The sequence below is a fragment of the Mycobacterium sp. 050134 genome, from assembly GCF_036409085.1.
Classification (GTDB): domain Bacteria; phylum Actinomycetota; class Actinomycetes; order Mycobacteriales; family Mycobacteriaceae; genus Mycobacterium.
This window is the reverse complement of sequence record NZ_JAZGLV010000012.1, coordinates 160,555-185,780: the sequence shown is the minus strand read 5'-3', so window position 1 is coordinate 185,780 and position 25,226 is coordinate 160,555. Positions and strand designations below refer to the sequence as shown.

The 25,226-nt window shown below is 69.3% G+C and carries 20 protein-coding genes; 9 read left to right on the top strand and 11 right to left on the bottom strand.

The features are described from left to right. Nucleotides 1–132: 132 nt before the first annotated feature. Nucleotides 133–2,484, bottom strand: a complete 2,352-nt coding sequence (locus SKC42_RS16410) for a hypothetical protein (RefSeq protein ID WP_330965330.1) — start codon at nt 2,482–2,484, stop codon at nt 133–135. A gap of 84 nt (nt 2,485–2,568) precedes the next feature. On the opposite strand from SKC42_RS16410, the gene SKC42_RS16405 reads away from it, so the two are divergent. After that, nucleotides 2,569–3,492, top strand: a complete 924-nt coding sequence (locus tag SKC42_RS16405; RefSeq protein ID WP_330965329.1) for a LysR family transcriptional regulator — start codon at nt 2,569–2,571, stop codon at nt 3,490–3,492. Between the two features lie 161 nt (nt 3,493–3,653). Here the strand turns inward: SKC42_RS16405 and SKC42_RS16400 are convergent, their stop codons facing one another. From SKC42_RS16400 to SKC42_RS16385, 4 genes are all read right to left on the bottom strand, one after another. Next, a complete protein-coding gene (locus SKC42_RS16400; RefSeq protein ID WP_330965328.1) occupies nt 3,654–4,886 on the bottom strand; it encodes a PPE family protein in 1,233 nt (410 codons plus the stop codon). A gap of 11 nt (nt 4,887–4,897) precedes the next feature. Beyond that, on the bottom strand, nt 4,898–5,197 hold the full coding sequence (locus SKC42_RS16395) for a PE family protein (RefSeq protein WP_330965327.1): 300 nt from the start codon (nt 5,195–5,197) through the stop codon (nt 4,898–4,900). Between the two features lie 164 nt (nt 5,198–5,361). Next, nucleotides 5,362–6,615 carry a PPE family protein gene (locus SKC42_RS16390; protein WP_330965326.1) on the bottom strand — a complete coding sequence of 418 codons (1,254 nt, stop codon included), beginning with the start codon at nt 6,613–6,615 and terminating at the stop codon, nt 5,362–5,364. A gap of 536 nt (nt 6,616–7,151) precedes the next feature. Further along, nucleotides 7,152–7,346: a ferredoxin gene (locus tag SKC42_RS16385; protein ID WP_330965325.1), complete on the bottom strand. Its 195-nt coding sequence runs from the start codon at nt 7,344–7,346 to the stop codon at nt 7,152–7,154. Nucleotides 7,347–7,594: 248 nt separating this feature from the next. Here SKC42_RS16385 and SKC42_RS16380 point away from each other — a divergent pair, with 248 nt between their 5' ends. Then, nucleotides 7,595–8,767, top strand: coding sequence for a cytochrome P450 (locus SKC42_RS16380; protein WP_330965324.1), 1,173 nt, complete (start codon nt 7,595–7,597; stop codon nt 8,765–8,767). Between the two features lie 43 nt (nt 8,768–8,810). On the opposite strand, the gene eccCa is transcribed toward SKC42_RS16380, so the two are convergent. Together eccCa and eccB are read right to left on the bottom strand one after the other, a co-directional pair. After that, on the bottom strand, nt 8,811–12,974 hold the full coding sequence (gene eccCa / locus SKC42_RS16375) for a type VII secretion protein EccCa (protein ID WP_330965323.1): 4,164 nt from the start codon (nt 12,972–12,974) through the stop codon (nt 8,811–8,813). Continuing rightward, entirely contained in the window at nt 12,971–14,485 is a 1,515-nt protein-coding gene (eccB, locus tag SKC42_RS16370) for a type VII secretion protein EccB (RefSeq protein WP_330965322.1), read from the bottom strand. The genes eccCa and eccB overlap by 4 nt, the downstream gene beginning before the upstream one ends. A gap of 411 nt (nt 14,486–14,896) precedes the next feature. On the opposite strand from eccB, the gene malQ reads away from it, so the two are divergent. From malQ to SKC42_RS16350, 4 genes are all read left to right on the top strand, one after another. Next, nucleotides 14,897–17,080, top strand: coding sequence for a 4-alpha-glucanotransferase (gene malQ / locus SKC42_RS16365; protein WP_330965321.1), 2,184 nt, complete (start codon nt 14,897–14,899; stop codon nt 17,078–17,080). A 36-nt stretch (nt 17,081–17,116) separates the two neighbouring features. Further along, a complete protein-coding gene (locus SKC42_RS16360; RefSeq protein ID WP_330965320.1) occupies nt 17,117–18,007 on the top strand; it encodes an LLM class F420-dependent oxidoreductase in 891 nt (296 codons plus the stop codon). After that, nucleotides 18,004–18,474, top strand: coding sequence for a nuclear transport factor 2 family protein (locus SKC42_RS16355; protein WP_330965319.1), 471 nt, complete (start codon nt 18,004–18,006; stop codon nt 18,472–18,474). Before SKC42_RS16360 ends, SKC42_RS16355 begins: the two co-directional genes overlap by 4 nt. A 90-nt stretch (nt 18,475–18,564) precedes the next feature. Next, complete coding sequence (locus SKC42_RS16350; RefSeq protein WP_442932168.1) at nt 18,565–18,840, top strand: LapA family protein; 276 nt, start codon at nt 18,565–18,567, stop codon at nt 18,838–18,840. 24 nt (nt 18,841–18,864) lie between these two features. On the opposite strand, the gene SKC42_RS16345 is transcribed toward SKC42_RS16350, so the two are convergent. Together SKC42_RS16345 and SKC42_RS16340 are read right to left on the bottom strand one after the other, a co-directional pair. Further along, nucleotides 18,865–19,293: a type II toxin-antitoxin system Rv0910 family toxin gene (locus SKC42_RS16345; protein ID WP_330965318.1), complete on the bottom strand. Its 429-nt coding sequence runs from the start codon at nt 19,291–19,293 to the stop codon at nt 18,865–18,867. 107 nt (nt 19,294–19,400) lie between these two features. Continuing rightward, nucleotides 19,401–19,958 (bottom strand): hypothetical protein, encoded by a 558-nt coding sequence (locus SKC42_RS16340; protein WP_330965317.1) that lies wholly within the window; start codon nt 19,956–19,958, stop codon nt 19,401–19,403. Between the two features lie 219 nt (nt 19,959–20,177). Between SKC42_RS16340 and SKC42_RS16335 the strand changes: the two genes are divergently transcribed. From SKC42_RS16335 to SKC42_RS16325, 3 genes are all read left to right on the top strand, one after another. Further along, entirely contained in the window at nt 20,178–21,971 is a 1,794-nt protein-coding gene (locus SKC42_RS16335) for a DUF4407 domain-containing protein (protein WP_330965316.1), read from the top strand. Between the two features lie 97 nt (nt 21,972–22,068). Continuing rightward, nucleotides 22,069–22,410 carry a DUF732 domain-containing protein gene (locus SKC42_RS16330; RefSeq protein WP_330965315.1) on the top strand — a complete coding sequence of 114 codons (342 nt, stop codon included), beginning with the start codon at nt 22,069–22,071 and terminating at the stop codon, nt 22,408–22,410. A gap of 159 nt (nt 22,411–22,569) precedes the next feature. Further along, on the top strand, nt 22,570–23,019 hold the full coding sequence (locus SKC42_RS16325; protein ID WP_330965314.1) for a DUF6941 family protein: 450 nt from the start codon (nt 22,570–22,572) through the stop codon (nt 23,017–23,019). A gap of 34 nt (nt 23,020–23,053) precedes the next feature. Here SKC42_RS16325 and SKC42_RS16320 read toward each other — a convergent pair whose 3' ends face one another. After that, the gene (locus tag SKC42_RS16320) at nt 23,054–23,848 is read right to left on the bottom strand and encodes a DAPG hydrolase family protein (protein ID WP_330965313.1); all 795 of its coding nucleotides are present in this window, start codon (nt 23,846–23,848) and stop codon (nt 23,054–23,056) included. Beyond that, nucleotides 23,848–25,188, bottom strand: coding sequence for an FAD-binding oxidoreductase (locus SKC42_RS16315; protein WP_330965312.1), 1,341 nt, complete (start codon nt 25,186–25,188; stop codon nt 23,848–23,850). The genes SKC42_RS16320 and SKC42_RS16315 overlap by 1 nt, the downstream gene beginning before the upstream one ends. Nucleotides 25,189–25,226: the final 38 nt, after the last annotated feature.

The following is a 25,226-nucleotide window of genomic DNA, read 5'->3' as shown; positions in this document are numbered from 1 at the left end:
TCAGGGCAGTGCGGCAGCCCCAGCAGCTATCGGCGGGTCAGACGAGACGGAACGTCGCTGCCGGACAGGCGGCGGCGGTGACGCGCAGTAGGTCGATGTGCAGGCGACGGGTAAGGCCGTTGGGCTGGCAGCTCATCGTGGTCCTGCCCCCCGGCTGACGAAAAGTGGGCTCGTCCACACCTGATGACCGTCGAATTGGTTGGCGCGCAGGTAAATTGCACTGTTTCCTTCGGGCAGGTGCAAGGCCAGCTCGCCGGTGACGGTAACCGGCAAGGCAGCTGGTTCCGCGATGCGTTCGACACGGACCCGTAGATTGAGGCCGCCCAGGGCGACTTCGTGGTGCTCCCCGGCGAGCAGGTCCGCTCCGGCAACTGTCATGCTGGCGCTCAGGTCCTCTTCGTGCACCGTGGTGTCCAGTACGAGTTGCGCGCGGTCCAGATCCGAGATTCGCACCATCACACCGATATCCGAACCGTACGTTGTCGTGTTCCAGGTGACGGTACTCCCGTCATTGCCGATTTTCTGTTCGGGATGGCTGATGGCCCACGGGCTGACGTCGTCGATCGTGGCACCCTCGACGCGAAGCTCGCCGGACCAGGTGGCCCACCGGTAGCGATCGCGGTGTCGCGCCCCGCCCCAGCGAATGCGAACGAGGTGCTCGGATGGCCCGTACTCGGCGTGCAGGTCGCGCCGCCACACCTCGCCGGCACTGTCATAGGCGGTGATGCTTTCCCACGCCGTGGCGCCGTACAGCGCGTAGGCGGCACGCAATTCGGCCGAGTCCGTGGTGAACTCATCGCCCATCCAGTTGTCGCCGCTTCGCAGCAGCGCCACCGCGCGCGCTCCGGTCGTCGCCCAAGTGCGCCGGGCCCGCAGCGCCCTCCCGACGTCGCCCGGGGTGAGTGCGGGCGCGAGAACGCCTGTGAGGCCGCCGAATCCACCGAAGATGTTCGCCCCCGGAGCGCCGCCTCCCGGCCGGCCGCGGTGTTCGTCGCTGGCGGCACTGGCGCCCAGTCGCAAGCCACGCCGCAGGGCGTCCTCCAAGAACCAGGGGCTGCTCCCCCATGTGGAATGGACTTCAATTAGCCGCTCCAGCTCGGGATGATGCCAATCCAGGATGGCCCGCCGCCCCCCGACATGCGGGATCAGCAGATAAGACGCGGGATCCTTTTCGTAGGCGGCATACAACTGCGTGATAGGCCAGGTCTGTGGCGCCGGCACGGTGCTCGCCATTCCCTGGCGCCACTCGAGCGAGCGGGCCAGTGTGGTGTCCTCACCGAGGAAGACGACATTGTGGTCGCCCCCGACGCCAGCGGTGCCGCACCATTCGACGCCGGGGAAACACACGAAGTCGCCGCTGCGCGTTATGTCCGTGCAGGCCGCGACGACCTTGTCCCACCCTTCGTCGGTGATCTGAAAATCGTTGGCCGTGTAGCCCAGTACGTCGAGCGCTCCGATGTCGCGGCCGTAACGCAGATTCCACTCGGTGTCCTGGGTTCCGACGGTGTCATCGGAATGGACATGCAGGTCGCAGAAATACGCGCGCGGCGCCGGAAAATCGTCGACGACATCCAGCGTGGTTTCGCCGCACGCGACCGGGGCGACGCCCGTATCGGCCGCGACTGTGATGTGCGCCGGGACGGCAGGCACCCGCAGCGCCGACCACGACCACCCTGCCCCCGGCGTCGTCGCACCCGCCACCGTGACGCCATCGATCTGCACGCTCAACGTCGCCGCGACATCGGTGCACGTGTTGCCCCATCGATCCTCCAGGTGCGCGTGCAGCTCCGCGGTCGGCGTGCCGCGGCGGAGGACCCGAGGCCCATGCACGACGACCCGTTCGGGGGCGCCGGGCACGACGGCGATTCGGTGCACGCCGGCGTGTGCCATCCGTGAGGTGCCCAACGGGTCGACGAACAGGTGCACCTCGAATTCGTCCTCGACGAACGTTTGCACCCGGGTGCCCGGACCCCCGAAACGGCGGTCACCGAGGCGAATCTCGATCACGTCGCCAGGTCTGAGATAGCCGTCCACGGCGTGGATCAACAGTGACTTCTGGAAGGGCCGTTCGCCGCCCTTGACGTCGTAGCGGGTGGCGAGTCGCTGTACGGTCGCCGCACTGTCCGCAGTCGCCCCGCCGACCAGCGAGCGGCTCACCAGCCGGGCGCTCGCGAAGTCACGGCCGTCGGGCGTCGTCGTCTGCAAGTCCCAGTCCGAGTAGTACCGGAAGCACAACTTCAGCCAACCGCTGTCGGCAACGCCCGATCGGCCCACGGTGTAGTTGAAGACGACTTCCTCGAGCGAACCGGCGACCACATGGCTGTGTTGGCAGCGCAATTCGCCGAGAAAAGGCAGCGCCTCGAACTGGGCGGTGATGTCATCGCGCACCGCGGCGACCGAGCAGTCGTTGCTGGCCAATGGTGGCTCAGGGCGCACGATGATCCGCTGGGCAGCCCAGGATGCCCGCGACGCGTCGGTGGCCATGCGTCTAATCCTGGAGCCCTCGCACCAAGGAGTCCAGTTAATAGATATGATGAAATTAATCATCGATCGTGAATAATGGATGCGGTGAACCTGCAGCAGCTGCGCTACGTGGTCGCCCTCGCCGAAGCCAGCAGCTTCACCAAGGCGGCCGACGCGATGCTCGTCGTGCAGTCCGCGCTAAGTCAGCAAGTGCGCCGTTTCGAACACGAACTCGGCGTGCGATTGTTCGACAGGACAACGCGGTCAGTCTCGTTGACCCCAGCCGGCGAGGCGCTGATGCCGCTGCTGCGTCAGGTGGTGGCCGGCGTCGACCAGATCACCTCCGCCGCCCAAGCACTCAGTGGTACCGTCGGCGGCCGCCTGACCGTCGGAATGATGGAGGTTCCGTCCGAAAGCCTGGACGTGGCAACACTGATGGCGACGTTCCACGCCCGCTACCCCGATGTCAGCGTGACGTTACGCAGTGGCGGCAGCGACGTGTTGGTTGACGCGGTCCGCGAGCGCAAGCTGGACGCGGCGATCGTCGGCTTCAACGTGTCCGGCGCCGCGGCCCGACTCACTTTCACCCACCTGTTCGGGGAGTCTCTCATCGCGGTCATGCCGGCCGAACATGCCCTTACGCAATACTCATCGGTGTCACTGGCCGACCTCGCCCACCTGCCGTTCATCGACTTTCCTGCGGGATACGGCCTCCGGCACGAAACCGACCGAGGCTTCGCCGGCGTCCCAAGACGGGTGGCTTTCGAGGTCACCCGCGTCGACGAGGTCATCCACTTCGTTCGCAAGAATCTGGGCATCGCCCTGCTGCCCGAATCGGTTGCCCGAACCCGCGCCGACGGTGATCCCACGCTGGCGCTGCGGCCGGTGGCCGGCGCAGAAATGCACCGCCAGGTCCACCTTGTGACCCCGCACCCACAGGCGCGCTCGGCGGCCTGTGAAGCGTTCATCGCGTGCGTTGCCGAGCACGTCCGACAACCCGGACTCCTTGGAACAAACGGCATGGGCTAGCTGGCGCTTGTCTCGAGGTGATCGGCCCGCCGATGCGTCAAACAGGGCGAAACACTGCGGCCGCGCGCTCAGCGGCCGCCGGGATGCACCCGGATACGCGTCACCGCCGGCGCGGAATGGCTACCGGCGCCGGCGGTGAGGCGTGTTCTGCGATCGACTTGCTAGCCGCCCAGCGGAGGCCGGGCCATGACCGTCGGCTTGAAGCCGTAGCGGGGGCCGGCACCGCCGACGCCGCCGTTGCCCACGCCCGCGAGCGGCATCCCGCCGAGCAGGTTGCCCGGCTGCCCCGCGGCCTCCGGGGCCGCGCTGATCGAGCTGACCGGGACGGCCGTGGCGTGGCTCACCGCGTTGGTGGCACCCGCCCAGGACGCCGGCACCGACAGCTTGCCGATGGAGCCCGCGCCGCCGATCGACGCCGCCGTGTGGGCCGCGGCGCCGCCACCGAGCAGACCGCCCAGGCCGGGCAGGGCCTTCGGCACGGCCGCCGCCGCTGCGGGCGCCGCGCCGCCGATCGCACCCGTCGTCTTGGCGATCTGGACACCGAAGTTGCCCATACCGACGCTGAAGTAGGGCAGACCCTCGGTGTTGTAGAAGAAGCTGGCGTAGTTCGAGTAGCCGCTCAGGAACGTACCCATGTTGGACGGCAACACGGTCTGCCCACTGACTAGGAACCACAGCTCCGTTAGCAACGGGTTGGACTGCGACAGCTGGTTGACCAGGGTGTTCGTGCCGGACGGTGAGGCGAGCAGGCCAAGCTGGCTCTGGATCTGCGTCAGGAAGGCCTGCAGTTGCTGCTGCAGCGACGCGGCCGGGGTGGTCGCCGCCGCCGCCGTCGCGGCCGCCTGCTGAGTCGCACCCGCCTGGTTGACGATGTTCGGCGAGTTCTGGAACGGCGTCACCTTCGTCGCCGTCGCGGACTGGCCGGCGTAGCTGTACAGCGCCGCCGCGTTCTGCGCCCAGAACTGGGCGTACTGGGCCTCGAGCTGCGAGATAACCCCGTTGTTCTGGCCGAGGATGTTCGTCGACATCGCCTGCGCCAGCTCGGAGCGGTTGAGCGCGATCAGCGGCGGGGGCACCACCGAGGCCAGGACGGTCTCGTAGGCCGCCGCGGCCGACTGGGCCTGGGAAGCGGCCTCCTCGGCCTGGCCGGCCGTCGTCGTCATCCACTGCACATACGGCTGCACCGCCGTCGCCATCGAGGCCGAGGCCGGCCCAAGCCACTCCTCGCTGGCCAGGGAGGTGACGACCTTGTCGTAGCTCAGCGCTGCCGACGTCAGTTCTGCCGCGAGGCCGTTCCAGGCCGACGCCGCCGCCATCAGCGACGACGAGCCCGGGCCGGCGTAGATCTGCGCGGAGCTGATCTCCGGAGGCAACGAACCCAAATCGATAGTCATGTCCTGACCCCTTAGCCGGCCGCGGCCGCGTTGGCCGCCTCGGTCGCCGCGTACGACCCCGAGCTGACGCCCAGGGTGTTGACGAACATCTCGTGGATGGCCGCAGCCTGCGCGCTGACGGCCTGGTACATCTGGGCGTGCGCGGCGAACTGCGCCGCGGTCAGCGCCGACACCTCGTCGGCGGCTGCGGGCACCACACCGGTGGTGGGCGCGACCGCGGCGGCGTTCTGGGCGCTGAGCGCCGAGCCGATGCCTTGCAAAGTGCCCGCCGCTGCAGCCAACGCCTCGGGCTGCGTGGTAACGAATGACATTGAAAATCCCTCCTCTACCTCAGGCTCGTGACCTTCAAGGAATGCTTCTGCTGCTGAAATTCATTCAGACAGGGCTTACTAGTGAGACTAATTGGATCCCGTCGGCCCGTGCCTCCTTAGCGCCAACTGTTCATTGGTGGACAACTGGTGTTCATGTGGGCTCGTCATCCGGCCGACGGTGGTCGTGTCAGCACGCTGTGCTTGAACCCGTATTTGTTCGTGTAGCCGTAGCTGGCGCTGCGCCGTCCCACGGCCCCGGTCGGCATGCCGCGCAGCAGGCCGTTGGTCGCGCCGCTGCCGCCTGCCCCCGCGGCCGGTGTCTCTTCGGACACCGCGCTGACGAGGGTCGCCTCGGCCATCGGGTTGGACCAGCTGGCGGGAACCGACAGCGCGCCGACCTTGCCGGCCGAGCCCGCGCTCGCCAACAGCGCCCCACTGCCGGTGTTGCCGCTGACGGCGCTGACCCCGCTGATGGCGCCCAGGTGCAGTCCGGCGAACTGCGGCGTCGGGAACCAGGCACCGCCCGCACCCGCGGTTTGACCCGCACCGAACGTGAGCTGCTGGCCGATCGACCAGCCGAAGTTCGCGATACCGACACCGAAGTAGGCCTGGAGGAACTGCCGCGCCTCGTTGTACAGGCCGGGGACGATGCCGAACCAGTTGTTGGTCGGGGTGGGTAACCCGTACATCAGGAAGTCGTTGATCTGGTTCTGGATCATCGAGAACGGCCAGTTCGTGGCCGTGTAGGTGGACAGCTCCTGGAGCAGGTTGGGCACGGTCGCAGCCGGCGTCAGCTGCGTGGTGGTCGCCGCCGCTGTCTGACCGGAGTTGCTGGCGGGCTGGGCGGCCGCCTGCGCAACCGCCAGCCCCTGGTTGGCGGTTCCGTCCTGGGTGGTTGTGTTGGGTGGCGCCGGGTAGGGCGTCAGTTGGGTGGCGGCCGCCGAGGAGGCGGCGTAGCCGTACATCGCGGCGGCGTCCTGGGCCCACATCTCCAGGTACTGGGCCTCGGTGGCCATGATCGCCGGCGTGTTCTGCCCGAAGAAGTTGGTTGCGATCAGCGTCATCAGCAGGACGCGGTTGGCGGCGATCACCGGCGGGGGCACGGTCATCGCGAAGGCGGCCTCGAACGCCCCTGCGGCCGCGCGGGCCTGGCTGGCGCTGTCCTCGGCCAGGCCGGCCGCCGAACTGAGCCAGCTCACGTACGGGGCGACGGCCGACAACATCGCGGTGGACGACGGACCGACCCACGGGGCGCTTGTCAGCTCGGTGATCACCGAGTTGTAGCCGCTGGCCGCGGTCTGCAACTCCGCTGCCAGCGCGTCCCACGCCGTCGCGGCAACCATGATCGACTCGGCTCCCGGACCCGCATACATACGACCGGAATTGATTTCGGGCGGTAACGCTCCGAAGTCGAACACCGTGTCCTCCTCATTCGGCCGCGATCGTGGTGACGATCCCGGCTCTCATATAAGAACTTTATGAGCTTGTGGCGGTCGCGCGCACGACCTTGTCAAAGGTCTTTCAGACCGGGGCTTCGTTGACCTTCTCGGATGTTGCCGACAGGCCGGACGGTTCGACCAGCAAACCTTTTGCAGGAGTGGTGGGCAGCAAACAACGCATTCATCCGCTGCGTCCGGTCATGTGGCTTACCATCAGCATTTCCGGATTTCTGATCAGGAAAGACACGCACTATCAGCCCCAATCACCCCCGCTGTCAGCAACCGAGCGACAGTTCGTTGGTGCCAGAACTGTCGCTCGCCAACGACATTAGCGGTTCACATCCGAGACACCGATACGCGATTCCAACTGTTCATTCGCTGCCCACGATTGTTCAATCCCGGCTAACCGCCGTTCATTCGGAACAACCGTTTGTTCATCTCCGGTTTGCTTTCGGTCCGGCGGGTCGCGCGTTTACGCCGGTCATTCCGCGCCCAAGTGAGGCGGAACCGGCGCGCTAGTCGTCCTCGATGATCAGGGCCATCTCCGGGCAGGAGGCCACGCCGTCACGGGTGAGCTGCTCGTCCTCGGGCCTGACCTCGCGCTCCTCGACGATCGAATAGCCCGACTCGTCGATGGGGAACAGGTCGGGATCGACGGCATAACACTGGGCATGGCCCACACACCTGGACTTATCGAGACGAACCCTCACGCGAATTCCTTCTTCGACGGTTGGAGAACGGGCGAACCGGACGTGCACATCGATCGGCAGATCAGTCCGTCGACAAAGTGTAGAAGACGGTGCCCGAAATCGGTCGACCGATCCTGGCCGTCATCCCCCGGTGGTCACGGCCAGGTCATCGTGCGATATTGGTGTGCCACCAGACCGACGGCATCGCGAGCCGACGCGCAGTCGTGGCGCACCCCAAAGACACTTAAGACAAGCGGAGATCAGGGCGCATGAGCACTCTTGGCGAAAGCCAGCCGGGCACATTCCATCTACCGCGGCTCGACTACTTCAAGCTTCCGATGTCCGCCGATCGGGGTGTCGGGTGGAAAACGCTGCGCGACGCGGGGCCAGTGGTCTTCATGAACGGCCACTATTACCTCACGCGCCGCGAAGACGTGCTCGCCGCGTTGCGTAACCCGCAGATCTTCTCGTCGAGGCTGGCGCTGCAGCCCCCGGGTTACCCGTTGCCCGTGGTGCCGCTGGCGTTCGACCCGCCTGAGCACACGCGCTACCGGAAGGTTTTGCAACCGTTCTTCAGTCCGCAGGGACTGAGTCGGTCTAGGCCGGTCCTGCAGCGTCACGCCGCCGAGATGATCGCCGCCTTCGCGGGCAGTGGGGAATGCGAGGTCATGGCGGACTTTGCCCGCCTGTACCCGTTCCAGGTGTTCCTCGACCTCTATGGCCTGCCGCTCGAGGATCGGGACCACCTGATCGCGCTGAAGGATGCGGTCGTCGCCGACAAGCCATACCTGAGCCCGGACGACATCGCCAAGGGCGAGGAACTGCTGGCCTACCTGGCCGACCTGATCCAGGAGCGCCGCCGCAACCCCGGCTCCGACATGCTGTCGCGAGTTATCGCCAGCGACGGTGAGTTCACCGACCTGGAGTTGCTGGGCATGAGCCACCTGTTGATCCTGGCGGGCCTGGACACGGTGACCGCGGCGATCGGCTTCTCCCTGTACGAGCTGGCCCGCAGGCCCCAACTGCGCGACAAGCTGCGCGACAATCCAAGGCAGACAAGGGTTTTCATCGAAGAGATCGTTCGGCTGGAGCCGTCGGCGCCGGTCGCGCCGCGGGTGACCACGCAGTTCGTCACCATCGGCGGCATGACCCTGCCGCCGGGAACGCATGTCAGGCTGTGCATGGCGGCGATCAACCGGGACGGCAGCGACTCGGTGTCTACCGACGAGCTGGTGATGGACGGGAAGGTGCACCGGCACTGGGGGTTCGGCGGCGGACCACACCGCTGCCTGGGCTCCCACCTAGCGCGGATCGAATTGACGATCATCGTCGCGGAATGGCTCAGCCAGATCCCCGACTTCGAGCTGCCGGCCGACTACTCCCCCGAGATCAAGTTCCCGTCGAAGACGTTCGCGCTCAAGGAACTTCCCCTGAGTTGGTGAAGCCGGGGCCGACCGAAGTCAGCCCCGGCTTCACCGACCGGCCTTACTTTCGGAACTCGGTCGCCGCCACCTGAACGAACACGCCGGTGTCCTCGGCCATCAGCAGGCCTCGGCCACGGGGCAGCGGGCCTCCCTTCATCTTGCCGCGGATGAAGCCCTCGTCGGGGTCGGCGTCCATCACCAGCAGGGGGGCGTTTGCCTGGTGCAGGGCCCGCAGCATCGGGTCGCTGCCCGCCGAGGACCAGCCACCGAAGCTGCGGGTGACGATCACGTGCAGGCCGACGTCGGCGGCCCGGGTGACCCACGGCGCGGCCTTGTGCAGCGGCGAGTCGAAACCGGTCGGCAGCTGCTGGATGTCGTCCACGATCAGGAAGATCTCCGGACCGCTCCACCACGACCGCGACAGCAGCTCCTCCGCCGACAGCCCGGGTGGCGGTTCCCGACCGGCCAGCACGGCGGCCAGCTCCGTCATCATTGCCTGCACGCCGTCGAGGTTGTAGGCGAACTTCTCCACATAGTCGGAACCCAGCACGGTCAGCAGCTGCCGGCGGGGGTCGACCAGCCACACCTGCGCCGACGGTTGCGACGTGGGGGGCGCGGTGGTGGAGCCGGGCGCGTACAGCCGGCCGATCTCGGACATGATCGTGGCCACCGTCGTCGTCTTCCCGCACTCGCGCCGACCCGTCACCATCAGGTGCGAGTTCTCGGCGAAGTTGAGGTAGACCGGCGACAGGTCCAATTCCGAGATGGCCCAAGCGATCCCACCGGCACCCACACCCTGGCGGGTGTCGCGGGCGGCGAGCTCGCGCACCTGCTGCACGCCGAAGATCGCGGGCAGCCGGCGCACCGGGGGCGCCTGGGCGCTCGTCAGGCGGCTGACCGCCTCGACGATGCTGTCGGACTCGAAGACGTTCCTCGGCGTGCGGGCCAGCGCGGGCCGGGCCACCAGCGTGTGCAGGCCGGCCTGCGGGTCGGCATCGAGGCGGACGTAGTTGACCGCCACCATGCCGCGGCCCGGCTTGACCGGAACCTCCTTGGCGAACCGCGACCGCACCAGCTTGGCGTCCTCCACCGCGGCCAGGCGCAGCTCGACGCGCGAACCGAACCCACTGCGCACCGGCGGCCGCAGCTCCGACTCCCGGTCGGCGGTGACGATCACGTGCACCCCGAACGAGGGGCCCTGGTTGATGATCACGTTGACCTGCTCGATCAGGACCTCGTTCTCCTCGGCCAGCGCCCGGTAGTTGTCGACCACCAGGTACACGTCGCCGAACCCGTCGTTGGGCACGGGGCCGGGCTCGCCGCCGAACTTGCGGCGCCGGAAGACCTCCATCGAGGCGATCCCGTACTCGAGGAACGTGCGCTTGCGCTCGCGAACGAGGGCCAGCAGCTCGGCGACCGTGCGGCGAACGCCGTAGGGGTCGGTCGGACCGGCCACCTCGCCCACGTGCGGCAGGCGGGCGACCGTGGTCAGGGCGGTGCTGCTGTAGGCGAGGCAGTAGAACTGGACCTGCTCGGGGGTGTGCGTCAGCGCGGCCGAGCAGATCAGCGTCTGCAGCGCCGTGGTCTTGCCCGACCCACCGGCACCCAGGATGAGCACGTTCGCGCCCGGTCCCGAGGTGTCGACCGTCCACGGCGGCTGGTCGTGCTTGAACGGCCGGTCGATGATCCCGATCGGGAACACCAGGTCCTGCGCGGTGCCGTAGTCCTGCTGCCATTCGTGGCCAAGGAAGCGGTTGACCAGCTCGTCGATGGCGATGGGCTGGCTCAGCGGCGGCTGCCACAGCCGGTACGGCTCGAAGTCGATCTTGCGGAGCTGATCGATGATCACCGTGCCCACCTTCGGCACCCTGATGCCCTCTTCGTCCTCCTCGGCGGCCTCGGGCTCGAGCAGGTCGCCGAGGGAGCCGTTCGACCCGTTGGTCGCCGCGACGTCGGGGCCCTGCACGCTGACCTCGAGCGGCGTGAACGAGTTGGTGAAGAGCTGCGGGCGCACGTAGTCGATGCTGTGCACCAGCGCCGGCGTCTCCTCGCCGTCGGCGTTGATCCCGCGCGGGATGTAGTCGCGCCACAGGAACTCGGCCTGGAACCGGATGATGTCCTCGAGGCTCTTCCGGAAGTAGCCGAGACCGGCCTGCGCCGGCAGGTTCACGGCGTTGGGCACACCGGCCGCCTGCGCCGCACCGGCGGTGCGGGCCTTCAGCACCAACCGGTAACCCATGTTCTCCATGAGCTTTTCGGCCCGGCTCTCGATGGTCTGCGACGCCATCATCAGGTGGATCCAGTAGGCGCGGCCCTGACGGCCGATCGAGTCGAGGACATCGACCGCCGTGGGCATGATGCGGAACCACTCGTAGAACTCGTCGATGACTACCACGAGCATCGGCAGCGGCGGCATGTCCTGCCCGCGGGCGCGCATCCTGGCCCGCACGGAGTTGTACTCCTTGGCGTCGTCGACGCCGGCGCTGTCGCAGATGGCCTTACGGCGGGCGATCTCACCCCACAGCGCGTCGAGGAAGCGCTCCATCAGCGCCTGGTCCTCTTCCAGGTCGGTGATGATGCGGGACACGTGCGGCACCCCGGCGAAGGGCTTGACCGCCGATCCACCCTTGAGGTCGGCGAGCACGAACTGCAGCTCTTCCGGCGGGTGGCTCAGCATCAGCGATTCGATCACCGTCCGCACCAGGGTCGACTTACCCGAACCGGTGGTTCCGGACATGACCCCGTGCGGACCGTCACCGCCCTCGTCCAGTGACTTCATGTCCAGGAACAGCAACTCGCCGTTGTCGGACCGGTTACCGAACGGGGCCCGCAGGCGGGACCGGCCCATGGTGTCGGTGCGCGCGCCCCACAGCTCGTGGAAGTCGATGGCGGCCGGGTCGTCGATCCCGTAGTAGGACAGGATGTCGCGGGCGCCGATGTGCGCCACCCGCTGGCCGATCTCCTCGTACGCCTCGGCGAGCCGCCAGCGCGCCAGCTTCTGCGCGAACTCCTCGGCCTCCGCGATGCTCAGGTGGTCGGTGAGCGCGAAGAACCAGGGCTTCTCGTCGATCACCATCCAGGTGTCGCGGTCGCGGGGCAGCGCCTCGATCACGCCGCGTTCGTCGAACCGCAGCGTCCGCTCCGGGACCGAGGACCACATCGACCCGCCGGTCAGGTCGAAGAACGTCACACCGTCGATGCCCTCGGCGCTGATCACGTACTCCCACTGGGGGTCGGTGGCATCGGCGATGATCACCGTGTGCGGCGTCGGCGTCTGCGCCGACGAGCTGGCGTGCCGGGGCGTGAACGACCCACGGCCGGCGAACAGCTCGGCCTGCTCGGCGGCGAATTCGCGCACCGACGCGTACACCATGCGTGCGTTGCCCGCGGCGTCCTGGCGGCGGGGGTCGCCGAAGTGGGGCAGCCACTTCACCCAGTCCCACTCGTCCAGGTCGGAGCTCACCACGATCATCTGCACGTGGTCGGGCCCGTGCGAGAAGGCCAGCTGGCAGACAATCGCCCGCATCAGCGACAGCACCTGCTCGCGGTCGCCCACCAGCGAGTACCAGGGCTCGACCAGCAGCGAGATCATCTTCGGCAGGTTGTAGACGACGCTCTGGTAGCGGCCGAATTCCTGCAGGGCCTTACCGGTCACCGGCTCGAGCTCGATGTCGGTCGGCATGTTCTGCGGCTCACCCCAGGTCACCTCGGGACGGGTCATGCCGACGCCGACCCGGACGACCCCGAAGTTGAGGTCCTTGCCGTCGGGCTTGCGCTCCCACATCCGCGGCGAGCCCACCGCGGCGGTCAGCGTGGTGGGTGCCGGGTGGTACCAGCGGTAGTTGGCGTCCATGCTGTCGGCCGACTCGTGCGCGGTCTCGCGCAGCATGTCGAGCATAAGCATGAACTGGGCGCGCATCGCGTCCAGCTTCGGCCGGCTCATCTGCTGCTGGCCGCCGAACCGGCCGCCGAACATCATCATCGCGACGCCACCGATCATGAAGATCGGGAAGATGGCGCCGGCGCCGCCGAAGACGTGGGACCCACTGGCGAAGGTCATCGAGACCATGCCGATCAACAGGCCGACCACCAGCACGCCGACCACCACCAGCCACCAGGGCTTGCCCTCCGGCGGCGGAATGCTCAGCGGAGTCGGGAGGACGATGTTCTCCGGCTTGATGACCGGCGGCTTCTCCGGCGTCGGCCGTGCAAAACCACGTTTCACTTAGGTACCACCAACTCTGCAGGGGACATGTCCATCGGAAGGGTGTCGTGCTCCACCAGCGCGTCCGCTCGGGACAACGTGGGGCCTTGCGGCAGCAGCCGCAGCGCCACCCACGGCGCCAGGCTGGGCTGGGTCTTCAGGCCGAGGGCCTCGCGCGCCTCGCGGGTGTCGTCCACCCCGAACCGGGCGCCGGCATCGGTCAGCCACCACAGCGACTCCGTCGTCTTGGCGCCGGGGTCGTTGCCGGTGACGGCCACGAAGTTCGCGTGGTCCGAGGCGAAGTAGACCTGGTCGGCCTCGCGTCCGGTGCTGTCCGCCTTCACCAGCGACACCACCCTGGACATGTCCTTCTGACCGACCGGGATGGTCGGCCCGGACACGACCTGGACCCGCGCGCGGTTCTCACCGGAGGTCTTCTCCCACCACCAGCAGGTGGCGGGGTTCTCCCGGATGTCCATCACGTTGAGCGGGGTGTCCGGGTAGGAGGACAGGTCCAACTTGTTGACCACCGGCATCTTCGCCAGCGCGGACGGTTCCACGGTCACCGGCTTGGTGTTGCCCGGCCCGGCATTTTGCAGGATCTGGGCCACGAGCGGGGGCAGCGTCTGCACGCCGTCGGCCAGCACCAGCGAATACTGTTGCGGCCCACTGATCTGCGGGGTGACGATCACCGTGCCGATCGGCCCGGGGGCATTGGGGAACGTCGCGGCGGCGCCCGCGTTCTGGATCTCCGGCACCGTCAGTTCGGGGCCCACCGGCAGCGCGTCGAACAGGGCCCGGCTCATCGGCTTGGCCATGCTGACCTGTTCCGGCGTCAGCCCGAGCGGCAGCAGCACCGACCGGTTGGTCGCGTCGATCCGCGACCGGCGGCCCTCCCGGATGACCCAGGGGTCGCCGCCGTAGTTCAGCACGACGGCGTCCGAACCGTTCAGGACCCGGCGGTGGTTGCTCAGGTCTGGGGTGCCGTCGATGACGGTCACCGTCACGCCGGACGGCACGCCGACCCCGGTCGAGCCGACGGTGTCGCACACCAACCACGACGACGTCGTGGGGCTCTTGGGCGCAAAGTGGTTGGGCGCGCCGGGGATTCCGACGAGCGGCCCGTGCGGCATGCTGGCGATCTGGCTCGACCGCACCGGGTGGGGATTGTCGGGGCGGCCGGTGATCAGCCGCGCCGACGCCAGGTTCAGGGCCGGGTACAGCTTGTCGCCCACCCGGACGTACAACGCACCTGAGTCCTTGTCGGCGATGATCGGCGACTCGTTGATCTGGCCGGAAGGGCTGATGAACGACCACAGCAGCGCGCCGAGGCAGATCACCAGCGCCGCGGAGATCGACGCCACCACGGCCAGGGTCTGCCGCCGTCCGGGCTCGATCTCCATGCGGACGCGCCACCGGGTCAGCGCCATCGCGGTCCGGCGGGCAAGGAACTGATAGCCCGTAACCTGCGTCCGCGTCGACAGCCCGAGGCCGTACCCCGACCCGCGCTGCCCGCGACTCTCTTCCGCCACGTTATTTCACCATCCGGTCTGCTAGAACGCCTGGATAAGGTCCCTGTGGACCAGTCAAGCGCGACTTACTTCCCACAACCGTGACAACCGTAAGGCACCCGTGGGACCCTCGCCACGCGGCGCCGCTCCCGCCAGCTATTTCATCTTGTTGTTCGCACGAATCCCGCCGCTTCGTCAGGTCGCCGGTCACCGGCGAGGCCGTCCGCGGCTTGCGCCGCTGAACTGCAGTTTCCGTGTGCACCACTGACCCCCCAACCGGATCCGCCGGTCTCATGCTAGCCGCGAACGCCCGCCCCGTCCCGCCGAATCACTGCTTTCGGCGAAACGTCCGGTGCCCCGGGGACAGCGCGCCGGGAAACGAATCGCCCGCGTACCGAGTCGCGGCGACCGAACCCTGCCACGATGACCGGTATGACGGAGCTCGCGCCCTCGCTGGTGGAACTCGCCCGCAGGTATGGCATCGCCACGGAGTACGAGGACTGGACCGGCCGCAGGGTCCCGGTCCCCGAGACCACCCTGACGGCCGTGCTCGCGGCCCTCGGCGTCGCCGCCGGCAGCGAGCGGGACCGCAACGAGGCCCTGGTGACAGAGCTGCGCGCGTACTGGGCCCGCGAGCTGCCGCCGACGATCGTCGGGCGCACCGGCGCCCCGACGAAGTTCTGGGTGCACGTGACGCACGGCGACCCCGCCGAGGTGTGGTTGGCGCTCGAGGACGGCACGGTGCGCGCGTGCGCACAACAGGTCGACAACTTCACTCCCCCGTTCAACCTGGACGGCCGTCTCGTCGGCGAGGCCAGCTTCGTGCTGCCCGCAGACCTGCCGGTCGGCTATCACCGGGTGCACCTGCGGTCCGGCGGCGCCCGGGCCAGCGCGGCGCTGATCATGACGCCGGACTGGCTCGGCCTGCCGGAGCGGCTGGGCGCCCGTCGCGCATGGGGGCTGGCCGTCCAGCTCTACAGCGTGCGGTCGCGCGGATCGTGGGGAGTCGGCGACCTGACCGATCTGAGCGACCTGGCGGTGTGGTCGGCGTCGTGCCACGCCGCCGATTTCTTGCTGGTCAATCCCCTGCATGCGGCGAGCCCGGTGGCGCCGATGGAGCCGTCGCCTTACCTGCCCACCTCCCGGCGCTTCTTCAATCCCCTCTACCTGCGCGTCGAAGCCGTCCCCGAGTTCGCCGACCTGCTCAAACGGAGCCGGGTGCGCCGGTTGCGGTCCGATGTCCAGCGCAGGGCCGCGCGGGTCGACGGCATCGACCGGGACGGCGCGTGGGCTGCCAAACGGGAAGCCCTCGAGATGGTCCACCGGGTGCGCCGGTCAGCGGGCCGGGAACTGGCCTACGCGGCGTTCCGCGAGCGGGAGGGCCGCGCCCTCGACGACTTCGCCACGTGGTGCGCGCTGGCCGAGGAGTATGGCAGCGACTGGCGTGACTGGCCGGAGTCGCTGCGGCACCCGGCCGGCAAGGGGGTCGCCAAGTTCGTCCGGAAACACGCGGACGCCGTCGACTTTCATCGGTGGCTGCAGTGGCAGCTCGACGAGCAGCTGGCCGCGGCCCAGTCGCAGGCGGTGCGCGCGGGGATGGCACTGGGCATCGTGCACGACCTGGCAGTCGGGGTACACCCCGCCGGCGCCGACGCCTGGGCCATGCAGGACGTGCTGGCGCTGGGCGTGACCGCGGGCGCGCCGCCCGACGAGTTCAATCAGCTCGGCCAGGACTGGTCGCAGCCGCCATGGCGGCCCGACCGGCTCGAAGAGCGGGAATACCAGCCCTTCCGGGCGCTGATCCGGTCGGTGCTGCGGCATGCCGGCGGGGTGCGGATCGACCACATCATCGGGCTGTTCCGGCTGTGGTGGATCCCCGATGGCGCCAAGCCCCGCGAGGGCACCTACGTGCGCTACAACCACGAGGCGATGATCGGCATCGTCGCCCTGGAAGCGCACCGCGCCGGCGCGGTCGTGGTGGGCGAGGATCTCGGCACCGTCGAACCGTGGGTGCGCGACTACCTATTACTGAGGGGGGTGCTCGGCACCTCGATCCTGTGGTTCGAGCTGGACCGCGACGGCACCGGCGGTCCGTTACCGGCCGAACGCTGGCGGGAGTACTGCCTGTCCTCGGTCACCACCCATGACCTGCCGCCGACCACCGGCTACCTGGCCGGTGACCATGTGCGGCTGCGCGACTCCCTCGGCCTGCTGACCCGCCCCGCCACCGAAGAGCTGGAATCCAGCCGCGCTGAGCTGGCCTCCTGGCTCGCCGAGCTGCGCCGGGTCGGTCTGCTCGGCGAAGGCGACGACGACCCCGAAGCGATCATCCTGGCGCTGCACCGGTACGTGTGCAGGACGCCGTCGCGACTGGTGGCGGCGGCGCTGACCGACGCGGTGGGCGACCGCCGGACCCAGAACCAACCCGGCACGGTCGACCAGTATCCGAACTGGCGGGTGCCGCTGACGGGCCCGGACGGCCGCCCGATGTTGCTCGAGGACGTCTTCACCGACCGCCGGGCGGCAGCGCTGGCCGAGGCCGTCCGCGCCGGCATCGCCCCGCCCGCCGCCGAAGTCCGGGGTCGGGGCGCGGGTGGCGATCTCCCCGCCGGTTGAGCGGTCTCGCCCTGCCTGCCCGGTAGGTTCACGGCCATGAAGGTTTCGGTCGTCGCCCCGGTGACCGACGGCGTCACCGCGGACCCCGAATGGATGGTGGGCTTCGCGCGCCACCTCGAGTTGTGTGGCTTCGAATCGATCGTCGTGGTGGAGCACACTGTTCTGGCCACCCAGTACGACAGCGTGTACCCGTACGACAGGTCGGGGCGGGTCGGGATGCCGGCCGACTGTCCCATCCCCGATCCCTTGGAGATGCTGGCATTCCTGGCGGGCCAGACCAGCCGGCTCGGGTTGGCGACCGGGGTGCTCGTGCTGCCCAACCACCATCCCGTGATGCTCGCCAAGCGCGCGGCGACCGTGGACGTGCTGTCGGGCGGCCGGCTGCGGTTGTGCGTGGGCGTCGGGTGGCTCAGGGAGGAGGTCGAGGCCTGCGGCGCCGCCTTCGACAGCCGCGGCCGGCGCTCCGACGAGCAGCTGGCGGTCCTGCGGGCGCTCTGGGCGGGCCGACCAGAGGGTGCGTCGCACCACGGCGAGTTCTTCAACTTCGACAACGTGACGTCATTTCCGAAACCCGTTGCCGCCGAACGTCTTCCTGTCCATATCGGGGGGCACAGCCGGGCTGCGGCCCGCCGCGCCGGACGGCTTGGGGACGGCTTCCAGCCGCTCGGCGTGGCCGGCCCCGAGCTGGCGTCGCTGATCGCACTGATGCGTGAGGAAGCGGTCGCGGCGGGCCGCGACCCGGAGGCGCTGGAGGTGTCCCTGGGCCACCTGGTCACCAAGATCGACGGCGACCGCGCGGGCGGCCTGGTCGAGCAGGGGGCCGACCGGATCGTGCTGAGCATGCCGCCGACCGCCGACCTTGAGCAGGCCAAGGACATGCTGTCGGCCTGCGCGCAACGGCTGTCGCTGTCGCCCGGACCGCGATGATCCTGTCCACCGACGTGCGCGACGCCCTCAGCGACCTCGTGCACCGCTACGCGGCCAACGTCGATGATCGCGAATTCAGCGCCGCTGCAGCGCTTTTCACCGACGAGGCGGAGCTGGCGGTGCCGGATCCGCCTGGCGAACTCGGGCCGGTCCGGCGGCACCGGGGACCGGATGCCATCGCGGCCGCTGTAGCCGCCGCGGCGGCGGTCGAGCGCACCGAGCACGCGATTGTCGGCGAGGTCTACGACGGCGCCGCGCGGCCGGGCACCGCCACCGGGCGGGTAGCCTGCATCGCCCACCATTGGGACCGGCGCGGCGACGAATTGGTCAACGTGGCCTGGCATCTGCGTTACGACGACGAGTATGCGCTGACCGATGTGGGTTGGCGGATCAGCCGGCGAGCCTTGACGATCAACGCCATCGAAACCGGTCGGGTGCGCCGGCTGCGCCCGCACGCCCCTCCCTAGCGCCGCCACGGTCCCGAGGTCGTTTGTGCCGGCGGCGTTCCGGGTAATTCAAGCGATGGTCGACCGGAAGCGACCGCAGAGGAGGCGCTCATGGGGCACAACGCGCGCAGCCCTGTCGATGTCGAGGGAGCCCACAAGCCGATGCCGGACTCCCCGCAGACGCCGGGACTGCTGCTCGTCGCGGGCGCGGTGCTGGCTTTCGTTGTGTGCGTGGCGAATTTCGCGCTCGGTCATGCCGGGGCGGGTGTCACCTCGGGCACTCTCGCACTACTCGGCTTCGGCGCCGGCCTGGCTTGGCTGTCCATGGACCGCAGGCGGATTCGGCAGGCCGAACGGGACTGGGTGGTCAGCCACCCGGCGCGGTGACGCTGCGCCGCTACCCCGCGATCGTCACTGCAGCGCGGCGAGGTTGTTCACGGATTGGCGGACGTCGCTGCGCAGCACCCGGGCGACCAGGCCGCCGACCGGTCCGCTGAGCACCCCGCCCCGGATGTCGGCGGTGAGGTGCAGCTCCGAGCCGTCGGAGTTGCCGACGACCCTCATGGCGACCCCGATGCGAACTCCCCCGCGTCCGCGGCCTTGCAGCTCAATCTCTTTCGGTTCGTCGTATCGGGTGACCCGCCAGTGAATGACGTTGCGGAAGCCCTTGACCTTGACGCAGGACGAGACGCACGTGCCCTCTTCGATCGCGGACGGGACCTCCCCGCGCCAGCCGGCGAAAATCGTCATCCACTCGTCGAATCGGCGCAGATCGGAGGCCAGCTTCCAGGCGGCCCCCGGGTCCAGACCCGACGACATGGAAACGTCTACGCGTGCCAACTTCTCAGTCCTCCTGAAACTTGGGAGCCCGGCTCGATGCTGCGATCCACGGTGCGGGCCTCAACCCGTTGGTACCCGGGCGGGGCGAACCGGAAACGCCGGGCGCCCTAGGGCCAGGCCTCCTGCAGCTGGTGGGCGACGTCGATCACCTGCGCGGCCTGCGAGTGCGGCGCGTCGATCTCCTCGGCGACGTACTGCGCGATGAAGCGCCGGATCTCGCCGTCGACGCCGGCGAGGATGCGCAGCACCTCGCCCCGGATGGACTTCGACGAGACGTTGACGGTGATGTCGGAGGGCCGCGGCTTGGAGACGTCGACGATCAGCAGCAGCGGCTCGGCGGCGCGGGCGGTGGCGCGCAGGGCGATGTCGCCGGACACCTTGAAGCGTTGCTTGTCGAGCCGCAGGTCGAGCAGCAGGTCGATGGACAGTGGGATGTGGATGACGAAGGTGATGGTGTCGCCGAGCCGGCGGGTGACTCGCGGGTCCTCGATCTTCACGTTCGCGCTGACCTTGGCGATCTTGCCCGGCCCCTGCGCGATCGGCTCCATCGCGAACTCGTTGCCCGCGATATCGGCGAACGCGGCGGCTACGCGCTCGGGCGTGACCGCGACCTCGAAGAATCTCCGGCCGAATTCCTCGTAGGTGACATAATCATGGTTTTGCATAGGCTTATACCGTCTCACGTCGCCCGACCGATCGGTCGCTGATCCGCTCGCGTCGCAGGAAATTTGGCCCCCCAGCCGCCCGTGGGTCGGTGGCCACCTACCACGGCCACGCGGCCCGCGCGCCGTCCCCGTGTGTGAAGCCCGCCACAGCCGGGCCGTTCGATTCGGTGTGTCGGCCGGCGTCCTGGGACCCTGATGGTTTGGAGGTGTTGGAGTTTGATGGGCGCCCACGAAAACACTGAGCCCGGCCCGGCTGCGCCGCGGGCCCTGTCCGGGGCCGGGGCCCTGCTCACCTGGCTCGGCGGCGGACACCGGCGCGAGCTCGGCGAGGACCACGAAAGGTCCGCCCACGCCGTCGCCGGCGCGATCGTCCTCGTCGGCGCTGCGATCGCTTGGGCGGTGGCCGGCCTGGCCCTGGGCGAGTCGACGGGCTGGCCCGCGCCGGCCGTGCTCGCGCCGGCCCTGGCGTTCGGCGTGCTGGTCGGCGCGATCACCCGGGCCACGGCCGGTGGCCCCGGCCGCGGGCGCGGGGCGCTCGTTGGGCGCGCGGCGGTCGCGGCGTTGGTCGGAGTCGTGGTCGGCGAGCTCGCCGCGCTCGCGGTGTTCTCCGGTGCCATCGATCACCGCCTGGACGAAGCGGCCCTGCGCGCCGCCGAGTCGGCGCCGGCGGTCGCGCAGGCGTCGGCCGCCCTGCAGCAGGCCAGGGACGCGCGCGGCGCCCTGGACCGGGCCGTCGACGACGCCCGCGAGCACGAGGACCGGGCCCTCGTCGTGGCGCGCTGCGAGTACCACCCCACCCCGGCCTGCCCGCAGACGCAGATCACCGGCGTGCCGGGCTCCGGGCCCGAAACACGCACGGCCAACGACCTTCTCGCCGGCGCGCAGCGGCAGCTGAGCGACGCGGTGGCGGCCCGGGACCGCCAGTCGCCCGAACTGGATGCCCGGCTCTCGAACGCGCAGCGGGCCGTCGACGATGCGCGCCGGGCCCAGGTCGCCGGTGCCGGACGCGGCCTGGGCGCCCGCTGGGTCGCCATGAACCGACTCACGGCAGCCGATGCCGGGGCGTTGTCCCTGCGGCTGGCGACCGACGCGGCCTGCGCGCTGCTCTACCTGCTGCCCCTGATCCTCGGGCTGTGGCGCGGCCAGACCACCTACGATCGCCGGGCGAGGGCGCGCGCGGAGCGCGAACGCGCCGAACTGGAGGCGGACACCGCGATCGCCGTCAAGCGGGCCGAGGTGCGTCGCGAGGCCGAGATCCTTTGGGCTGAACACCAACTCACGCAGGCCCGGCTCGCCGTCGAGGCGCAGATCGAGATCGATCGTGAGCGGCAGCGCCGGCGGGTCCAGGAGGCCCTCGAACGGCCGGCGCCCGCACCGTCCGTGCTTGGCGTGGGGCCGGCGGCCGAGGACATCTATCTGCCGATCGCCGCCGAGGCGGAGGCCGCCGCCAGCCGCGCCGTCGCCGCGCTCCCCGCCGGCGAGGGCAACCAGGTGCGCACCCCGGAAGACCTGCCGGCGCCGCTCGAGAGCGCGGCGGACATCGAACGGCACGAGGATCGGGCGGCCCCACTGATCCCGTCGCTGCCGGACGCCACGAGGGCTGCGGCCCGCTGGGTTCGGCCCCTGGTGCCGCCCTTGGTCGCGCGGGTGATCGACAACACGACCGCGCCGCTGCGCACCGCGCGGCAGGTGTTCGAAGAGGTCGAGGAGATCACCTTCGCGTTCAGGCGCACGCGCAAGGTGACGGTCGACTCCGACAGCGCCGAGGCCCCGCCGCCGCAAGAATCGCGGGCCACCGAGCCCGCCGAGTCCGCGCCCCCGGCCGGCCGCGTCGCCTCGTCCCGTGTGCGCGAAACGGACTACGCGGCCCTGGCGGGCACGCCGGCGGAGGGCGCGGGCGGCCGAACGCTCGGGTCCGCGGAGCGCGAGCCCCGAGTGGAGCTGGTCGAGCGAGAGGGGCCGCGCCGGCTCGGCGCGCCCGAAGGGCCGCGGCAACTGCCGCCCGCCGAATAGGCCCGCCGCCATTTCATCTGGCGGGCAGGCACCGTCCAGGTTCCGTTAAGTTTCCGTTGGCCCGATCCGCCCGTCGCTTTGGAACAATCACGAAACTATGAAGAAGGCATTGCTACTGGCCGGCATCGCCGTGGCGATCGGCGCTGCCGCCCCGGCCCACGCGGACCTGACGAGCAAGGATCAGGCGTTCCTCAACACGCTCAGCCAGGCCGGGCTGGTCTACATGAGCCCGGACCGTGCCGTAACCGCGGGCAAGTCGGTGTGCACGTTGGCCGACAACGGCATGGACGGGGCCGAGATCGTCAAGAACCTGCAGGAGAAGAACCCGGGGTTCCAGGGTGACGGAGCCGCGAAGTTCACCGCGCTCGCGGCACAGGCCTACTGCCCCGAGAAGCTGACCAGCGGCGACGCCCCCGCACCGAAGAACGACAACACCTGACACCCCCGCCACCGAGGGACGCCGAGGTCCCCGGTGGTCAGCCCGGCACCAGGCGCGTCCGATCGACGCGGGCAGGCTACGATCTCGTGAGGATGCGGCCACGGGAGGGGTAGATGTCGCGGTGAGGACCGAACGATCGATTGTGGCTCCGGCCGGCGCATGAAGATCACCCTGTTTCTCGCGGACGCGGCCCAGGCCGACGCCCAATCGGGGAAGGTCCACGCCCTCGGGCTGGGCTGGCGGCAATGCCAAACGCCCACTCCCCCTTTCGCGTTGGTGCTGTTCCTGGACATCGACTGGGACGAGACCAACAAACCGCACAAGTTGACCTGTCAGCTGCTGACCACCGACGGTGAGCCGGTGACGGTAGTGGGAACTCAAGGACCGCAACGTATTTCGTTCGAGGCCTCCGCGGAGGCCGGTCGTCCCCCCGGGGCGATCCACGGAACATCGGTGCGCATGCCGCTCGCGTTGAACATCCCGGCCGGCATACCGCTGGAGCCCGGGCTCTACGAATGGCGCGTGGAGGTCGAGGGCTTCGAACAGGCGACGGCCGTCGAGGCGTTCGTGGTGGTGCGCCTGCCGCAGGCGGCGAAGCCTTCGCCCTGAGCGCGGCGGGCCTTCCGCCGCCGCGATTTTCGCGCTACTCGGCGCCGAACATCCCGTGCAACTCGGGCAGGAATCCCGCGAGGTGATTCATCTCCTGCGCGCAGTGCACCAGCAGGTTGCGGGCCGTGGCCTCGGCCGAGCCCAGGATGCGCGACGCGATGGGGCGCACGGCGCGCGAGGCCATGCCGGGGGCGTTGCGGACGGCGATGTGCGGCCCGCCCATCCAGAACCGCGAGCGCATCTCGGCGCCGGTCGGGGTGGCGCGGACGTGGTGGACGAACCATCCGACGTCGACCGGGGCGTCGCCGGAGCCTAGCCGGGCGCAGATCGCTACCGCGTCCTCGCCGTCCGGCGGTAGGCCGAGGGCCGCCGGTTCGACGAATTGAATCGCGCCGTTGAGCAGGGTCGAGCCGATGTACTCGCTGATCATCGACCAGCGGCCGATGTACTCCCGTCCCCGTTCCCCGTCCTTCCACTCGGCCGACAGGTGCGCGCGCGGGTGCCAGAGCTTGTAGCGGCGGGTGTCGCAGCCGTGCCAGCCGAACCACCACGCCCACATCGCGGGCGTGACCCCGGGCATGTCGGTGCGCGCCGCCACCGCGAAGCTGCCGTCGGTGAGGACGCCGTAGCCGTTTTCCGTCTCCTGGTATCCCGGCTCCGCGACGCTCGCGGCGTCGTCGAACGCCACCAGGGCCATGCCGCCCTGCGGGCCGTGATGGAGGGCCTCGACCACGTGGCCCGGCAGCGGGGCCATCTGCGGGTTGAAGAACTTGCCGAACGGGGTGTTGGCGTCGTCGTTGCGGTAGCCGAGGTACAAGCCGGCGCTCATCAGAGGCGTCCCATCCAGCTGTTGAACAGGCCGTCCGGATCGTAGGCGGCCCGCGTCTTGTCCAGCCGCGCCATCGCCTCGTCGGTGGCGAACCTCGCCGGCCGGTTGCCCAGGTTCTCGTCGGCCAGCTGGATGCCGGTGGCCAGGTGCGACATGGCCGCCATCCGGGAGCCGGCCCAGTCACCGTACTTCTGGTCGTCGGCCGGGTCCTTCCATGACCCGTAGAGCGCCAGGTAGACCTCGTCTTCGACGCTGTAGGCCATGTCCTGGCGCTGGGGGGACGGGCCCCAGTTCAGCCAGAGGAAGTGCGACGGGGCGGGCGGCATGGTTTCCAGGATCGTCCGGATGCCCGGCAGCAGGTCCTGGGCCGACGCCGACGTCCACATGTTGTCCGCCGTGTAGCGATAGTCGGCGAGGTAGTGGGTCATCACGGCGGTGTACCAGGTGGGCAGGTCCGTCGGCATGTACGGAACCTTGACCAGCGCCTTGTCCACGACCGGGCAGCTGCCGAAGATGGCGAGGGCCTGCTCGGCCTCCTCCTCGGAGTCGGCGAAGGCCGGCGACGCGAAAGCGATGCCGGGACGGTCGACGCCCATCTCCGGGAGGCTGCGGGTGGCGATGGCCTGCATCTCCACCCGACGGTCGACCTCGGCGCTGATACCACGCGCCCACGTGTAGACCTCGTCGGCCACGTCCCACGGATAGACGTACACGCTGGTGCCGCAGGCGGCGGGCCGGGGATAGAGCTTCAGGTGGAAGGAGGTCACCACACCGAAGAAGCCCGGCCCGGCGCCGCGGGCGGCCCAGAACAGGTCGGGGTGGGTCTCGGCGTCGCAATGGACCCGTTCCCCGTCGGCGGTGATGACGTCGAGGCCGATGACGCTCTCGCATGCGGGGCCGAAGACCCGGCTGTTCCAGCCGTATCCGCCCTGCAGCAGGTACCCGCCGACGCAGACGCCCTTGCAGTGGCCACCGGGAAAGAACAGACCATGCGCCTCCAGGTCGGCCATGAGCAGGCTGCCGCCCTTGCCCGGGCCGACGACGGCCGTCCTCTTCTCGGCATCGATGGTGGCGTGATCGAGGCGGCTGACATCGAGCAGCACCGCGCCGTCGCGCAGGTGGCTGGCCGCGAAGCTGTGACCGCCCGAGACGATGCTGACCTTGTGCCCGTTGGCCTTGGCGTACCGGAGGCCAGCGACGATGTCGGCGGAGTCGACCGCCTGGACGATCACCTCCGGGTAGCGCTCGGGCACCCGCTGGTGCCATACCGTGCCGCGTCGGGCGGCCTCATACCCGTCGTCGGTCCGGAAAAAGTGCCGCCCGGCCGGTAGCGCGCCCATGGGAACTCCTTTGATCCGCATTTCGGTCTTCATGATCC

Coding starts and splice junctions, on each gene's coding strand:
- SKC42_RS16320 (WP_330965313.1), bottom strand. CDS start 23,848: ATGAGCGCCGGCTTGTACCTCGGCTACCGCAACGACGACGCCAACACC.
- SKC42_RS16325 (WP_330965314.1), top strand. CDS start 22,570: ATGAAGATCACCCTGTTTCTCGCGGACGCGGCCCAGGCCGACGCCCAA.
- SKC42_RS16395 (WP_330965327.1), bottom strand. CDS start 5,197: ATGTCATTCGTTACCACGCAGCCCGAGGCGTTGGCTGCAGCGGCGGGC.
- SKC42_RS16315 (WP_330965312.1), bottom strand. CDS start 25,188: ATGGGCGCGCTACCGGCCGGGCGGCACTTTTTCCGGACCGACGACGGG.
- SKC42_RS16400 (WP_330965328.1), bottom strand. CDS start 4,886: ATGACTATCGATTTGGGTTCGTTGCCTCCGGAGATCAGCTCCGCGCAG.
- SKC42_RS16335 (WP_330965316.1), top strand. CDS start 20,178: ATGGGCGCCCACGAAAACACTGAGCCCGGCCCGGCTGCGCCGCGGGCC.
- SKC42_RS16355 (WP_330965319.1), top strand. CDS start 18,004: ATGATCCTGTCCACCGACGTGCGCGACGCCCTCAGCGACCTCGTGCAC.
- malQ (WP_330965321.1), top strand. CDS start 14,897: ATGACGGAGCTCGCGCCCTCGCTGGTGGAACTCGCCCGCAGGTATGGC.
- SKC42_RS16360 (WP_330965320.1), top strand. CDS start 17,117: ATGAAGGTTTCGGTCGTCGCCCCGGTGACCGACGGCGTCACCGCGGAC.
- SKC42_RS16350 (WP_442932168.1), top strand. CDS start 18,565: ATGGGGCACAACGCGCGCAGCCCTGTCGATGTCGAGGGAGCCCACAAG.
- SKC42_RS16330 (WP_330965315.1), top strand. CDS start 22,069: ATGAAGAAGGCATTGCTACTGGCCGGCATCGCCGTGGCGATCGGCGCT.
- SKC42_RS16380 (WP_330965324.1), top strand. CDS start 7,595: ATGAGCACTCTTGGCGAAAGCCAGCCGGGCACATTCCATCTACCGCGG.
- SKC42_RS16340 (WP_330965317.1), bottom strand. CDS start 19,958: ATGCAAAACCATGATTATGTCACCTACGAGGAATTCGGCCGGAGATTC.
- SKC42_RS16410 (WP_330965330.1), bottom strand. CDS start 2,484: ATGGCCACCGACGCGTCGCGGGCATCCTGGGCTGCCCAGCGGATCATC.